This is a genomic window from Lachnotalea glycerini, from assembly GCF_003201285.1.
Lineage (GTDB): Bacteria > Bacillota > Clostridia > Lachnospirales > Lachnospiraceae > Lachnotalea > Lachnotalea glycerini.
On the sequence record NZ_QICS01000003.1, the window covers coordinates 39,233 to 54,896 of the forward strand.

General features: G+C 34.6%; 14 protein-coding genes. 3 read left to right on the forward strand and 11 right to left on the reverse strand.

The genetic code is table 11. From position 1 onward, the window contains the following. Positions 1-126: 126 nt before the first annotated feature. From C8E03_RS07640 to rfbD, 7 genes are all read right to left on the reverse strand, one after another. A complete protein-coding gene (locus tag C8E03_RS07640) occupies positions 127-1,479 on the reverse strand; it encodes a right-handed parallel beta-helix repeat-containing protein (RefSeq protein WP_110290710.1) in 1,353 nt (450 codons plus the stop codon). 149 nt (positions 1,480-1,628) lie between these two features. Continuing rightward, positions 1,629-2,393 (reverse strand): hypothetical protein, encoded by a 765-nt coding sequence (locus tag C8E03_RS07645; RefSeq protein WP_110290711.1) that lies wholly within the window; start codon positions 2,391-2,393, stop codon positions 1,629-1,631. Positions 2,394-2,410: 17 nt separating this feature from the next. Further along, the gene (locus tag C8E03_RS07650) at positions 2,411-3,451 is read right to left on the reverse strand and encodes a DUF6077 domain-containing protein (RefSeq protein WP_110290712.1); all 1,041 of its coding nucleotides are present in this window, start codon (positions 3,449-3,451) and stop codon (positions 2,411-2,413) included. Continuing rightward, on the reverse strand, positions 3,451-4,224 hold the full coding sequence (locus C8E03_RS07655; protein WP_110290713.1) for a hypothetical protein: 774 nt from the start codon (positions 4,222-4,224) through the stop codon (positions 3,451-3,453). Before C8E03_RS07655 ends, C8E03_RS07650 begins: the two co-directional genes overlap by 1 nt. Then, complete coding sequence (locus C8E03_RS07660) at positions 4,205-5,203, reverse strand: DUF6077 domain-containing protein (RefSeq protein WP_094377051.1); 999 nt, start codon at positions 5,201-5,203, stop codon at positions 4,205-4,207. The genes C8E03_RS07655 and C8E03_RS07660 overlap by 20 nt, the downstream gene beginning before the upstream one ends. A gap of 66 nt (positions 5,204-5,269) precedes the next feature. Continuing rightward, positions 5,270-6,682 carry a glycosyltransferase family 39 protein gene (locus C8E03_RS07665; RefSeq protein WP_110290714.1) on the reverse strand — a complete coding sequence of 471 codons (1,413 nt, stop codon included), beginning with the start codon at positions 6,680-6,682 and terminating at the stop codon, positions 5,270-5,272. 6 nt (positions 6,683-6,688) lie between these two features. Further along, the gene (gene rfbD, locus C8E03_RS07670; protein ID WP_110290715.1) at positions 6,689-7,528 is read right to left on the reverse strand and encodes a dTDP-4-dehydrorhamnose reductase; all 840 of its coding nucleotides are present in this window, start codon (positions 7,526-7,528) and stop codon (positions 6,689-6,691) included. 198 nt (positions 7,529-7,726) lie between these two features. Between rfbD and C8E03_RS07675 the strand changes: the two genes are divergently transcribed. The 3 genes from C8E03_RS07675 (at position 7,727) to C8E03_RS07685 (ending at position 12,443) form a co-directional block, all read left to right on the forward strand. Then, positions 7,727-8,638, forward strand: a complete 912-nt coding sequence (locus C8E03_RS07675; protein WP_170122933.1) for a beta-1,6-N-acetylglucosaminyltransferase — start codon at positions 7,727-7,729, stop codon at positions 8,636-8,638. Between the two features lie 27 nt (positions 8,639-8,665). After that, a complete protein-coding gene (locus tag C8E03_RS07680) occupies positions 8,666-10,177 on the forward strand; it encodes an ArnT family glycosyltransferase (protein ID WP_110290717.1) in 1,512 nt (503 codons plus the stop codon). A gap of 61 nt (positions 10,178-10,238) precedes the next feature. Continuing rightward, entirely contained in the window at positions 10,239-12,443 is a 2,205-nt protein-coding gene (locus tag C8E03_RS07685) for a glycosyltransferase family protein (RefSeq protein WP_110290718.1), read from the forward strand. 22 nt (positions 12,444-12,465) lie between these two features. On the opposite strand, the gene C8E03_RS07690 is transcribed toward C8E03_RS07685, so the two are convergent. From C8E03_RS07690 to C8E03_RS07705, 4 genes are all read right to left on the reverse strand, one after another. Beyond that, positions 12,466-12,948: a GtrA family protein gene (locus C8E03_RS07690; protein WP_110290719.1), complete on the reverse strand. Its 483-nt coding sequence runs from the start codon at positions 12,946-12,948 to the stop codon at positions 12,466-12,468. A 184-nt stretch (positions 12,949-13,132) separates the two neighbouring features. Next, positions 13,133-14,080 carry a glycosyltransferase family 2 protein gene (locus tag C8E03_RS07695; RefSeq protein ID WP_094377058.1) on the reverse strand — a complete coding sequence of 316 codons (948 nt, stop codon included), beginning with the start codon at positions 14,078-14,080 and terminating at the stop codon, positions 13,133-13,135. After that, positions 14,073-14,492, reverse strand: a complete 420-nt coding sequence (locus C8E03_RS07700) for a sugar 3,4-ketoisomerase (RefSeq protein WP_094377059.1) — start codon at positions 14,490-14,492, stop codon at positions 14,073-14,075. The genes C8E03_RS07695 and C8E03_RS07700 overlap by 8 nt, the downstream gene beginning before the upstream one ends. 19 nt (positions 14,493-14,511) lie before the next feature. Continuing rightward, the gene (locus C8E03_RS07705; protein ID WP_110290720.1) at positions 14,512-15,603 is read right to left on the reverse strand and encodes a DegT/DnrJ/EryC1/StrS family aminotransferase; all 1,092 of its coding nucleotides are present in this window, start codon (positions 15,601-15,603) and stop codon (positions 14,512-14,514) included. Positions 15,604-15,664 lie beyond the last annotated feature (61 nt).

Sequence of the window (15,664 nt, forward strand, 5' to 3'; positions counted from 1 at the left end):
TTCATTTGTATCGTTTGACTAAATTATACTAATATTTTATTTTCTAAAAGTCAATAGTACAAAAATAAAAGATCTGCTGCAATACAACAGATCTTTTATTTTATCTACTAAACCTATTACACACTATTAATTAACAATTTTCTTTACTGTATTATCTTTACCGATAGTTACCTTAGAGCCTCCTGCATCAATATCCCCTTTTGAATTGGATTTTACCACATTACCACTAATCAGATTTATTTTAGAACTGTCTGATGTATAAATACCAAACGCCTTATTCTTAGTAATTGTATTATTAGTCAGCGTAGCCTTAGAACCTGCTGCCATAATACCATTGCTCTTATTTGCATAAAAAGTATTGCCGGTCAGTGTTGCAGTGGAACGAGTTAGATTTAAACCGCTTAATTTATTTTTGCTGAGAGAATTATTGGTAAGTGTTCCTGTGCTCTTGTCTCTTAGCATAATTCCATGCCATTTGTTACCGGTAATGGTGTTACCCTCTGCTGTAATGGAGCTTTTATTTGCAGCTCCGATACCATGTCTGCCATTATTCTTAATGCTGTTATTCGTAATAATTGCACTTCCCTTATTATCAAAGGAAATACCACATTGCTTGTTTTTTTCTATTTTATTATTACTCAGTTCTCCATATGCACCTGATATGCCAATTCCATGACCTCTGGAATCATTCTTCTTTCCATTTCCTGTAAAGGAATTATTACTTGCATATATTTTTCCTGACTTACCTGAAATCGCTGCACCGGTATAGTCATTGTTGTATATTTTATTATTACCATCCTCCATATGTATCGTGCTGCTGACAATACACAGACCATAAACTGAATTTTGATATATATTACTGTTTTTCATCGTAATGTTTGAACCTTGAATACCTGATACACCATACTTTTTATTTTTAAATGATTTGATAGAATATACCGATGCCTCTGACGCGATAGCATAAAAGCCTCTTTCAGACGATCTGGTTAGCGTACATTCACTAACTGTTATATTCGTCGCTTTATTTACCTTAATAATATATTTTGACTTATAATTTCCATCCCATTTTCCACCGAGAACCGATACATTATCCACATTATTTGCTTCAATTATATTTTTAATACTTTTCTTTGCTGTTACTACAGTGTCTTTCTCCGCAATCAAATGTACATTGTTGTAATAAAGTTTAATAATATCTTTAACTATATATTTGCCTGTTGGAAAATAAAGAACAATTGGTTCGCTTTCATCCGTACGTTCTTTTGCCAAACTTTTGACTAATTTGGTAATCTGAACCGCGCAATCTCTTTTACCACTGGTATCAATTCCATAGTCTGCTACATTAACAATGTTTGAATACTGGGTCATTGCTCTCGTATAATTGGTTGTTGCCGCTTCTGCCTTTCCTCCAAATTGAGGGAAACAAAATACTGCCATAATAACAGCGAAAAATATACTTATTGTTTTTTTACTTTTCATAACTTTCCTCCTTCATCCCTTCCAAATGCCGTATAGCATTCACCTATCATTTGCCGGTAAAAATCTTATTAACTATCTATAAATTTAAGATTCTCTTAATTATATTGTAATTTCCTTCCTTTTGAAAGTCAAATAAAGAATTTCTAAATTTAATCAATGCTTTTAAATACGGTATAATTTTTAGTATTTCCGTATAATTCAAACCCCTCGTTTGTCATTTGCTCAATTCCGTTCGATGTATTTTCAAATACGACATATTCACACTTTTTAGTTTTTGCATATTCTGCTATATAAGGAATGTCCGGATCCAAGCTGTTTAATTGCAGTAAAAGCGTATAATTTTTACCTCTTTTGGTATCTTTTCCTAAATTACGGCCGTACAGCATATTTATGTTAGCATTATACTGTCTGATATAGGATACAATTGTTTCAGGAACAATAATCTTCGTTGTCCCCCCATTTGGTGCCACCATTTCACATAGATCCAACGCTTCCTGCGGAAGCTTGTACAAATTTGTAGATTTTGTAAAATTTTCCGAATTATAAACACAGCGTCCACCCAGTACAACAACAATAATCATAGCTGCTGCCATTAGCCTTTGCCTGGATTTTTTCCCTATTTGTTCGATTAACTTAGTTCCTGCATATGCAATAACAATTACGCTTGGAATCAGCCAAAACACTCTCCAGTATACATCTTCTCCAATGAAATATATGGCTAATATAAATGCTGTCGGCGGAATAAAAATCAAGACTGTTAATGCAATAATATAATAAGCCAATTGTCTATTTTCACTTTTTTTGTCCTTAATTAAAATTACAATCAAAGAACTTATCAGTAATAGCTGAGCCACACCGGCCGCTGCATACTGCTCATAAGCTTGCTGTACTATTGATAAACCACTTAAAAGCATAAATTCCTCCGTTTATACTAACTAATTATTAAATAAATTACACCGCATACTACACAAGGCAAACAACAAAACAAATATGCGAGAGTTCTTTTCCATTTTCTTGTCCGTATCAATTCCACCGCCGCAAAGCAGCCAACCGAAACAGGTGCAAGAAATATACCCATAGAAGATACATGGCTTGCTGCCGAGGTACTTAAAAAAAGCACGCACCACAAAATCACCTGACTGTCTTCCTTATAAATACAATAGCATAAATATAATATAAATGGTATAATACCTGCCGCTAAAATAGCTTTTCCCTGCCAAATCCTCAGCAGCAAAAAGCTTTGAGTCGTAAATTCTGAATAATTGCCAAATAGATTGAGCATAGCAATCAAAAATAAAAAAATACTAAGTGAACGGCTGTTATCAAACAGAGCCTTTCCCCATAAATAGTAAACTGCATATACGAAAATCAACAAAATAATCGTTAAATACAAATGTGTAAAAATGGTGGCGTGTATTCCCGTCAGTCTTGCCATTACCGCATAAAATATAGAAAACGGAGACATGATATATCTGGTTGGAAGCTTGCCATACAAAACTCCTGAAAATGGACTGCGAATATACAAATTATCGTTCACAATCGTCGTCGTCGCTGTGGCTACGAAAAAAGAATCGTCATCATCAATATGCTCATACTCCACATATGCAAAAATTTGAAGGATAATTAATAGTAAGACCAGCGCAGTAAAAATATGAAAAGACTTAAAAATAGACAAAAGCTTTCTAAAGCAATTGATAAAACGCTTCCAATTAATCACCAAAGACACCAAACTTAATAAAAGCCAAAGAATTTTCATTATATTGGCAAGCAGTGTAAAGGATAATTTTAGATAAATCGAACTCAATGTGATTGGTTGAAATATACCAAGCACTGTAATCAGCCCTATTGCAAAATTTAAGACAATATTATCCTTGTCCTCTTTTTTCCAAAAATGGGTTACTAAAAATCCGATGAAAGTCGGTATGATAAGATTCCAAAAAATGACTGAACATATGTTACTAATAATACCCATCACTCTGCTCCTAAATTGTTCTCATAGACTACAAATTTCTCAAATGTTTCTATATATTGAAAGCCGTAATTAGCTGGATTGTCTTGTTTTGTTTGGTGCTCCAATAAAATCAAATAATCACAGCCAAGCTTGTCAGCAAGAAGCGTAAGCTCTTTCATATCAGGGACTTCCACCTCAAGCATAGCCCTCATAAGCCTTGTATTTTCATCCTCTGCCTCTGCCCAATTCTCCGTTATTGTTGGTGCTAGAATTAATCTTATATTCGGATTATACTGACGGATAAAAACGCCTTGTACTTCTGAAATAGCTACTGTTGGAGTCTGCTCCTTACCCGTTACACAATCGGCTAAATCAACGGCCAGATTATATACCTTGTCCGGATTATCTGCACGGTAAAAGCTGTCACTGGTATATACCAGCTTTCCACTTGCAGCAACTAATATAATACTTCCAATGATAGCTATCATTCTTTGATTTTTATCCGTTAATTTCTTATATAATACACTAATACAATACGCACTTAATATGGGGATTAGTAGTATCATACCCAATCGGTAAAAATGCTTTTCACCTAATAATTGTATTTCTCTGCTGATAAGAAACGGATTCAAAACGACCAGACTTCCTATCGCAGTGTAAATGACAATAACTCGAATCCTTTGAGTACTTTTTACAGCCAACAGACCCAGTATCCCAGTAAGAAGCAATATGATCTTGCCTATACTTTGATATGATTCATATGAAGTTTGTATATTAGATATGAATTCCTGCATCCATTCTCTTCCTTTTCGTTAATATCTTCTCTATCATAAAACTAAGTCCCAATACAAGAATAAGCAAACACGACACTAACACTCCCGCAACCGGAACTGTCATAGCTCCTATTACCAACATTGCAAAGCACATGATACAATCTGAGGCTTTTCTGTTTTTTCTTAAAAACTTAAACTCAAAATAAAAAATGCCAGGCAGTGCAATGTTATACAAAAAGCTTCCTCCCTGCCAGATACAAGTCGACAGCATTTCATAGGAGGAATCATAATTTTTTCCAATAAACATATTGCTGATGCAAATGAAAATCAAAAAAATATTTACAATCCGTTTATCGTTTTTAAACAGCAAAAGTCCTATCTCCCGATACAAAATATAGCCAATCGGAATAAATAAAACAGGCACCACACTATGACACATAAAAGCACCCGAGACACCAAATAAGCTTGCAAGTACTGCCCAAAAAGCAGGAAGTGCCGCAATCATATGATATTTATAATCACTCCATACAATTTCAGCTCCCGTATATGGCGAGAACCTCATCAAACGGTCGGAATTCAATGTAGTTGTAGTCATTCCCACATAATATGCATCATTTGCATGAATAAAAACATATTCCACGCAAACAAATATCTGAATAAAAATCAGTACAATCACGATTCCATCCAAGTAAGTAAGGTTTCTGCTTCTTTTGGGAATATTTTTTACATGATATGCTACATATCCCTTGGAGGATATTGCTGCTATAATGCTTATAGCAGCAATGATCACAGCCCATATCTGAGTTAATCTTGTCAGGGATTGTCCCAGCATTGTCAGTGGAATAGCCAAACCTTCAAACAACACAAGCATTAGAATGACTCCATAAAAAATCGAACTTAACAAGCCATTTTCCTTTTGTTTCGTAATCCGAATAGGTACACTGCCTACCAATAGGGCTATTAAAAAAAATATAAATACAAATTCCAGACATTTTAACATTTTAATTCTCCATATTGCAAAGATTCAGTTAATTCTTCCTAGCACGCCTTAACTGCCAACTGTCTCTCAATTCTTTTTGATCAAATAGATATGATAGATATGATCTTCAATTTCAATATCCTGTATCCATTCAGCTCTATCCTTGAATCCACCTTTTACCGTTTTTGCGTCTGCAGTAATGTAGTAGTACTTTCCCGCCATATTCAATATTTCCTCGCTGCTTGCAAATTGCATCTTCGGTTCAAATGCTGCCAACTGCTCCTGGTTATTTAGCGCATAAATCTTGTGGTCAAAATAATAACTGGCAATTCCCAATGAATGCGTATCCGATACAATGATAGACGCATCTTGATCCATATTATTACTTAATTCTTCCATTTGTCTAAAGCTATTCGAATTCTCATAAACACATTGTCCAGCACTCTCCAGCAAAAGCACACTAAGCAAAAGAATTAGTATTCTTTTTATAGATTGTTCAGAGGCTTTCTCTAAAAATATTGCCATCCCAAGCCAGACTAAACCAAATGTTACTGCCATATAACGTGCTACAAATACAGGTTTTACAAGAAAAGAAACTAATATTCCAACACCGATCACGAGGAATAGTACCATAAAAGTAATAATCCCAAATAGTGCTTCCTTACTTTTATAATTTCTTCTAATATTTTTTATAATTACCACAAGCAGTGGCAGCAATAAAATACCCGCAATCAAAGTTGGTATTAACTGCTCAACAATATGAAAAGGATATACAATGTACTTAGCTATTTCAAATAGAGTTGGTTTAGTGATCCAATAATCCTTAGACACCTTATTCATCTGACCAAGTAATTTGGTAAGCCAAGGTAAATAGCCGGCTAATACCATGACACCTGATAATAGCCAATTCAATACAAGCTTTCTCTGCCTTATCATGATAACAACAAATATAAGGCCATATAAAATAGCAACAGCAAGCAACGCATAATAATGTGTATATGCTGCAAGCAATGACATGAAAGCCAGCCCCAGCCATTTTGAAATACGGTTTGATTCTATCGCTTCATATGCATACAAGCCTGTCAACAGAACAAACAGCATTGCCCACATGTACATTCTTGCCTCTAGCTCAAGCCGAAGCATCGCAGGCAACGCACTACATAAAATCAAAAATAAATAAGAAACATCCTCTCCAAACATTTTTCGGATTTTCGTTATGCCTGCAAGCAATAACAGCAAAAATGGAATAAGTGACAGAATGCGTGCTGCATATAGCGAAAAACCCAATACCAGCATACAACTTCGAACAATAAAATAGTATAGTGGCGGATGTACATCATTTGCTGTAATTGACCAAATATCAACATATGAATGCCGCACCAATGCCATCGTATAAGTCTCGTCATACCAAATATTATGATTTAAAAAGCACAATCCAAACGATACTAAATTAATCATTACAAATATTATTGCAACTTTTCTTATATCAAACGCTTTCATTTTTTCTTATAATGTCTCCATATATTCCTTAAGCGCTTCTTCCCATGAAGCAAAGGTAAAGTCTGTGGTTAGTTTTAGCATATAATTTTCCAATACAGAGTATGCTGGTCTGACTGCCGCTGTTTTATACTCAGCCGTTGTAATTGCCTCCACCTGTGTTGACTTACCTGCCAATTTAAAAATTTCTTTGGCAAAATCTGCCCAGTTACATGCCCCCTCGCAAGTGCCATGAAATAAACCGTAATTTTCTGATGGTACTAAATATGCGATCATTTTAGCGAGTTCGGCTGCACTGGTTGGTGTCCCAAACTGATCTCTTACCACTCGAACTTTATCATTTGTTTCAGCCATTCGAAGCATTGTTTTTACGAAATTTTTACCATCTCCATAAAGCCATGCGGTTCTTATAATAAAATAATCTTTGGCAAAAGCTTGTACAAAATTCTCTCCGGCAAGTTTTGTTCTTCCATACATGCCCTGTGGATTCACTGCATCAAATTCAACATATGGCTTTGCAGCATTTCCTTTAAATACATAATCAGTTGAAATGTGAACCATTTTGGCACCAACTGCGGTTGCCGCTATGCTTAAATTTCTAGGTCCAATTGCATTGATTCGATATGCATTTTCCTGTTCTGTTTCACAGGCATCTACTCCTGTATGAGCTGCACAGTTAATAATTGCGTAAGGTTTTACCTCTTTCATCATTGTAACTACCGCATCTACATTTGTAATATCAAGCTCAGAAACGTCGGTATTCACCAGCACATATTCCGTATTTTCATATTGCTTATTAATCGCTTTTCCTAGCTGCCCATTGCAACCTGTTACCAATAACTTTTTCATCTTTAATATCTCCTATTATCTAAACTTAAGCTATCTATATATAATTAACTAGCTTCTTATCTTTTAAACTATAGTATCATTATTTCTGGTACACTGCAATAATAAATACAATTTGTCAGAAACGACGTTCTTTCTTTTCAACCTAGATGAAATATGTTATACTTTCTAGTACTATTAGTTTTTCAAAGAGGTGAAAAAATGAAACATGCATATTGCATTGTTGCTTTTAATAACTGGACATTATTAGAGAAGCTTATTATGCTTTTGGATGATGAACGAAATGATATTTATATTCATATAGACAAAAATATAAAAGTATATCACATAGACCATTTTAAAGGCTTTGCCAGATACTCCCGTGTCTTTTTCCTGAATCGTCTTAGTGGAAGCTGGGGCACACCGGGACTTGCAGATATTCAGCTTGAATTTTATAAGATGGCAACCAAAACGGAACGCTATCTATACTACCATCTTCTATCAGGGGTATGTTTACCCCTAAAGACACAAGATGAGATTCACTCTTTCTTTGACTTACATCAAGGGAAAGAGTTTGTACATTTTGTCTCAAGACCTCCGGTGGAAGAATATATTTATAAGCGCTACTCCCTCTATCACTTTTTTCTTAAATACGTTAGGGGCAAGGGCTTTTTTCGAAAGGCTCTCTTAGGTGTAATAGGAGAAAAGCTTAGCATAATGCTTCAGGAACTGTTTAAAATTGACCGTCAATCGGATATCAGGGATATTCTAAGCTATGGCTCTAATTGGAGCAGTGTTACACATGAATTGGCTGTTTATGCAGTGACACAAACGGATGAGATAGTCAAACGCACCCGCCATACCTTTGCACCCGATGAATGTGTTTTGCAGACGCTTGTATATCACTCTGATTTTAAGAATAATCTGTACTGTAAGGATTATAATGACAATTATATAGCTAATCAGCGTTACATCGACTGGAATCGCGGATATCCATATATTTGGACAGCAAATGATTATGATGAGTTAATGAATTCCGGTTTTTTGTTTGCCAGAAAATTCGATATGGATACAGATAGTGAAATAATAAACCGTATCTATAATGAAATTATACAAAAACAGCAAAGGGATTAATCCAATCATTTTAGAAGGGAAATCATTATGAAATTAGAAACTTATAAATCGATCACTTTACCCAACAAAACAAGAAAAATCTATCAGGCTGTTATAGATTTTACAGCAAGATTTTATATTCCTATTTTTATTTTATTATCAGGTATATTATTCTTTCTTTGTTTTTACCACTTAGATGCTAAATGGGTATCAGAATGGGATGAGGCCAGACATGGAATCAACGCCTATGAAATGTATCAAAATAATAATTTAATTGTTAATACCTTTAATTATTCCAATGACTACTGGAATCTAAAGCCACCTCTTAGCTATTGGTGCATTATGCTAAGCTTTAAGCTGTTTGGTTTTCATGTATTTTCTTTAAGATTCTACAGCGCGTTATGCTATTTTATTACCTGCGTGGCAGCAAGCTTATTTGTCAAACGTCAAAGTCATCTTGCATCACTTTTTACAATGGCGTTTTTTTGTGCCAGCGGTCTTGCATTTGTCGCTCATATGGCAAGGGCAGGAGATGCGGATGCTTTATATACCATGCTTTTTACTTTCGCAATGCTTGCCATGATGTCTATTCATGATAATAAGAAAATGCTATATGTCTTGGGACTGTGCTTTTCACTTGCATTTCTTACAAAAAGCTGGCATTCGGGAATGATTGTTGTGATTGGTGCTCTCTATTTGTTTCTAACTGGAGAGCTTAATAAAATAAAGAAAAAAGAATGGTTATTATTTCTTCTATCTTTTAGTTTGCCTTTGCTTCTTTGGGCAACTGCCAGATTTATGGCAGATGGAACCTCCTTTTTCAACGAAATGCTGCAAAAGGATTTGTTAAACAGAACTTCTGATGCAATTGAGGGGCATAATCATCCTTTTGCATTCTATTATGATACTATTTTTAAGGGGGACTATATTTACAAAGCTATTATGATAATATGCTTGATTGGTGCTGTCTTTTTTAATATTTTATTCCAAAAAGCATATTTCAAAAAATTTATTGGTTATTTGCTCTGGTTTTTTATACCGTTTTTGGCCTTTTCTGCTGTTAAAACCAAATTAGTATGGTATGTATACCCTGCTCTCATTCCACTGACAATGGTTGCAGGAATCTATACTGCAAAGCTGCTTCAAACAGAGCAAATATTATTCAAGGTAAAGTGGGTATTGCTTGTTATCGTTTCATGTGTCCTAATAAAGTATACCCATGCAAATATAACAGAAATAAGAAATATTTCTGCTGATCCATTTCAAAGCTTTATTGAAGCAAGCGTTACTCGTGATGATGAGTATGCAGGAGCAAATGCTTATGTCTTTACGTACGATGATAAGGCTCCTATTTCTGGCTGGACTCAGGATAATATATTTTTAGCTGAAATAAGTGGAAATTATCGCTGTAAAGATGGTGGAATGGATGCTTTTTTACAAGATCAAAACGAAAGTGTTTTATATATTTCAAAAGATTATTATGTTTTGTTTCAGGAAGATGAATTAAAGGACTGCCAAAGCCTGTTTGAAACAACGGATTTCATATTATTAAAGAAGTAGCTATAGTAAATAGGGATTTTCCCATTTAGTAGGTTTACAAAAGAAAATTGAGGAATGAAAAATGTATCAAAATATGTTAGAAAAATTAGGCATTAAATTCATTGCAGCTTTGCTGGGTGTTTTGATGCTTATCACATTAATATGTTCTATTTTAAAATTACCAGATATTGTAATACTTGATTACAAATTTATTTACTTGTTTATGATTGAATTAATTGGTGTATTTTTTTTCATAGCAATATTGCGTATTATATATAAATTAATACAAAGCTTAAAACCAAAGCATGAAATTATTTTGTCCGTTCTGTGTCTCTTCATTATTACATTGGGACAACTATTCGTTATAAAATTTCTGGAGATCAGACCAATTGAAGATTTGAACAAGGTTACTAATATGGCCATTGATTTGGTAAACAATAAAAGCTTTCTAAGCAATAACTCCTACTTTAGTATGTATACAAACAATATTCCATTTACAATATATCTATCCAAATATTTTAAGATATGCATTCAATTGGGAATCAGAAACTATACACTGGCCGGAAGCATACTTGGTATTTTTGCAATTAATACAAGCCTTATAATAACAAGCTTACTGTTGAAAGAACTGAAAAACCGCAAAAGTGCCGTTTTCTTTCTCGCTTTCAATGTTCTAAATCCAGTCATTTATATTTGGGGAACTTTTTTTTATACCACGATTATAGCAATACCATTTATGATGCTCGCTATCTATTTGATTGTTAAACTAGAAAAAGAAACAAGACTTTCCTGGTTTTGTATGGAAATTATATTATTTACCATTGTTCTTTATATTGGAACACAGATTAGAGCTACCACCTGCTTTGTATTAATAGCCGCTATTTTGCTGTTTATTCTCAGACTGCCGGGTTATATAAAAAACCATCAAGTCCACTTAAGCAGACAAACTGTGCAAAAGTGCTTATGTGCTATCATACTTTCATCCTTATGTGTTCTGCTTTTAAATACTGGCTACAGTAAATTGAAGCAAGAATGTATGCAGGCAGATTATACCGATACGCAATTTCCGGCTACTCACTGGATTATGATGGGGTTAGAGGGAAATGGTGGATTTAACTGGCATGATGAGCAACAAACCTTAACCCGCCCCACAAAGGAAGCAAAACTTGATTATACCGAGAAGCAGATTTCAAACCGTTTAAAGGAATTAGGCTTAAAAGGATTAGCCAAACTTATAATCAAGAAGTTAGACTATACTTGGTCAGACGGCTCCCATGACTATCCTGTCATTATGAGAGCCTGTCATAATTATACCAATATACATAAATATATTTTTGGAGATAAAAGAGATACTGTTATTATTCTTTTTCAGATTTTTCACATTATGACTCTCCTTCTCCTCCTTTTAAAAATAGTTTTGTTGCTCACCAACCATACGTCCTCTGACAGTCCTCTGATTTATATCCTCCTATTTGGGGGTGTGTTGTTTCATCTAATATGGGAAGCCAATCCCAAATACAGCCTGAATTTTATGATGCTGCTGTTTTTTATAGCCTGTGAAGGATTAGACGATTTTTTACAGTTAGAATTATTGGTTCATAAAATTGACCATATAATTTATCGTATGAGTACGCTATTCATCCTGTTTACTGTAATTGTATCATTTTTACTGTTTCCGCTTTATACCAAACAAACTTTTAATTATGCTGATATGGTACAAGGTCAGTTTGTTTCTAACAAAGATAGATTAAACGATATGTACGGTGATTCCTATTTTAGCCAGACCTTTTTTACAAACCGCGCCTTTAATCATATTACTATACGAACCTTTAATGGCTCTGCCTATCTGGATGCTTCTTATCAGATTAAGCTTCTAGACGAGAGTCAAAATGTTTTATATGAGACTGATTTTTCACCAAAAACACAAAACGAGGTAGAAAGCATTGAATTTGACTTTCCAAAAATCATCCCTGACAAAGCGTGTACCTACACCATTCAAATTACTTCTAACTTTGTTCTACCAGATCATGCAATTTCCTTTTGTATGAGCAACAAAGAAGGATATGATGTTTTTCCTTATGGAAATCTTTTTATTAATAACGAAGAGTTGAACGCAGACTTAGCCTTTACGGTTAAGGAGAAAGGAAATAAAACTTATACGAATACATTTCCTTATTTAATATTTGTTTGCTTTATCCTATTGTCAGAGCTTTTCATTTCGATTTACGGTCTAAAAAGACTACTACCAGACAAAAGCTTAGAACCTGAGAAAATTGCACAGAATTAGATCAATAAAGGGAATGTGGGCATTATATCTTAAATGCCCACTTCTTATTTAGCACAAAATTAAGCGGTATTGTGACTACCAAACTGATAGCCGGTCCGATAAACTTTGGAAAATGAAGAATACTTACCCATAAGGTTAATAGAAGTGTGGAAAATAGATAACCTCCTATGTAAGACATAGCACACTTTACAAAAGCTTGTAAAATAGACCTCTCCTGTTCTGACTTTTGCTTAAATACATATTTATTGTTCCAGTAAAATGCATTTACGATTCCGGCTAAATATCCCAAAAAATAGCTCACCTGATAATGTATTCCAATTGCTACTAAGAGTGTATACAAAACAATAGTTAGAATTGTATTAGAGGCACCCACCATTCCAAATTTAACAAATTGCATCAATGCCTGCCACTTTTCTTCTTCTATTTTCACCCCAATGAATCCTGCAAGCGAAAAAACTATTTTATGAGACAGACTTTCAATAAAATTCCAAATCTGATTTAACATACCTAACTCCTTTGTCTTATAATTAGTCAATAAGAAGCGGACTTGTCCGCTTTGCCCCGCCGAATGCAGTCACTCTGTGACATTTTCCACTTGCATTCGTACGCATTGTGTTTTTATTTCATAGGATCTACTTTTATACGTTACCACAACAAGGTCATTACTATGAAATAAATAAAACATGAGCCTAATTTGACTCATGTCTTTCTTTTTCATCACCCACGACTTCATCTACAATGAAAGGTGGTCTGTTTCTTGAAGAATCAAGCGCTCTCCATACATATTCACCCAGTATTCCAAGCATCAACATAATAAGACCTGATGAACACAATAGCATTACCATCAATGAGGTCCATCCCTCTACCTTTACATTTGTAAATAGCCTCTGGAATATTACAACAATTGCCCATATAATAGATGCACCAAAAAAAGTGACTCCGACTCCGGACATAAACCTAACCGGAAAATAAGAAAAACTCATCATAGAATCAAGCACCAGTTTTACTTTCTTAGATAATGTCCATTTTGACTCACCGATTTCTCTGGCTCCCCGGTGAAAATATATCATATCCCGCTTAAAGCCTACCCAAAGCACTTGTAATGTCAATGCTGAATTCTTTTCGTCAAGCAAGCGGAGTACCTCTATAACTTGTCTATCTATTAAATAACAGTCAAATCCACCCTTTGGCATAGTTGACATAATGAATTTTCGAACAATGGCATAGTACATATTTGCAAACAACTTTTCTATAAAGCTGTCATCTCTGTCTGCTCTTACTGCAAGAACGACCTTGTTTCCCTTTTTCCAACTTTCTTTCATCTCTAAAATAAGCTCTGCCGGCTCAACCAAATCAGCCTGTTTTACCACAGCACAATCACCGGTGCAATGCATAAGTCCAGCTAAAACTGCAGAATGTTCTCCATAATTCTTAGATAATTTCACTAATTTAACATTCGCGTCTCTCTCTCTGATTTGATTCATAACCTCCCAAGAATTATCTCCTGAGCCATCATCTACAAATATAATCTCATAGTCGCCTAATTTTGTTAATATTTTTGACTTTAAATCCTCATATAAAAGTATAATGGTATCCGCATTAAAATAAACCGGAACTATAATTGATAGCTTACTCATTTGAAACTCCTACTTCCTTAACAAACTGTTCATAATCACGAATATACTCCGATGCATCATAGTGCTCACTTGCTAATACAAGAAGTACAGAATCTTGTGAAAAATCATACATATCTTTCCAAACATTAATCGGAAGATATAAACCCATACGAGGTCTGTTTAATTCTATTATCGCTGTTTCCGTACCATTATCCACCTTTACCTTAGAGGTTCCGCTGACATTAATCAGTACAAATTCTGTCTTTCGATTGGCATGCTGACCTCTAACCACATCTAAATCCGAACCATATATATAAAAAACTCTTTTGACAGCAAAAGGAATATCCATTTCACCTTCTACCACAACGAGATTTCCTCTTTCATCACCCAGATCCTTAAATTCTAAAATCTTATATTGATCATGTATACTCATTAAAGTATTTCCTTTCATGCTAAAATTTATTAATTGCGTTAATCACAAAAGTTTGTTCTTCTTCTGTCATACCGTTATACATTGGAATTGACAATACGGTATCAGCATAATCTTCTGCAATAGGAAAATCACCTGTCGTATAACCAAGATATGCATAGGCCTCGGATAAATGAGGTGGAATCGGATAATGAATAATAGTACCGATTTCTTTTTCAGTTAAGTATTGAATAAGTGACTCTCTTTCACTACACTTTATCACGTACTGGTGATAAATAGAAGTTGCACCCTCTCTCACCGTTGGAAGCTTAATCTTTGAATTATGAAGCCCCTCATCATAGCGTTTTGCAATCGCTATTTTTTCCTCCGTAAGCTCTTTCATATGAGATAAACGAACTCGCAAAAGACCTGCCTGTATCTCATCAAGTCTTGAATTGGTACCTACCACTCTATTGTAATATCGCTTTTCACTGCCATAATTTCGATAAACCCTGAAATCCTCCGCTATCTTCTCATCATTGGTAACAATGGCACCAGCATCTCCAAATGCTCCTAAATTCTTAGATGGGTAAAAGGAGAAACAGCCAATATCTCCAAAGGTACCTGTCATCTGATTGTTGAATTTAGCTCCGTGTGACTGAGCACAATCCTCAACCAATCTTAAATGATACTTCTTCGTTAATGCCACTACTTCGTCCATCCTGCAGGATTGTCCATATAAATGAACTACTAAAATGGCTTTTGTTTTATCTGTAATTTTTTCTTCTATTTTAGATGCATCAATATTATAAAATTCATCCGGTTCTACAAATACAGGAGTCGCACCATTTATTGTAATTCCCATTACACTTGCAATATATGTATTGGATTGAACAATTACTTCATCCCCTTTACCAATACCAAGTATTCGAAAGGCAATCCATAAAGCATCTAATCCACTTGCAAGCCCTACACAGTGTTTTGCACCTGTATAATTGGCAAATTCTTCTTCAAAGCATTTCACTTCATTTCCTAAAACATACCACCCCGAACGAAGTACCTCGAGTGCTTTATCTTCAAATTCTTTCTGATATAAGTAAAAGCCTCTGTCAAGGCGATTTGGCATAATTTTCATCCTGTTAACCTCTTTTCAATACAATATGTGCATACCTACCGCATAATAAATCTTTTTTATT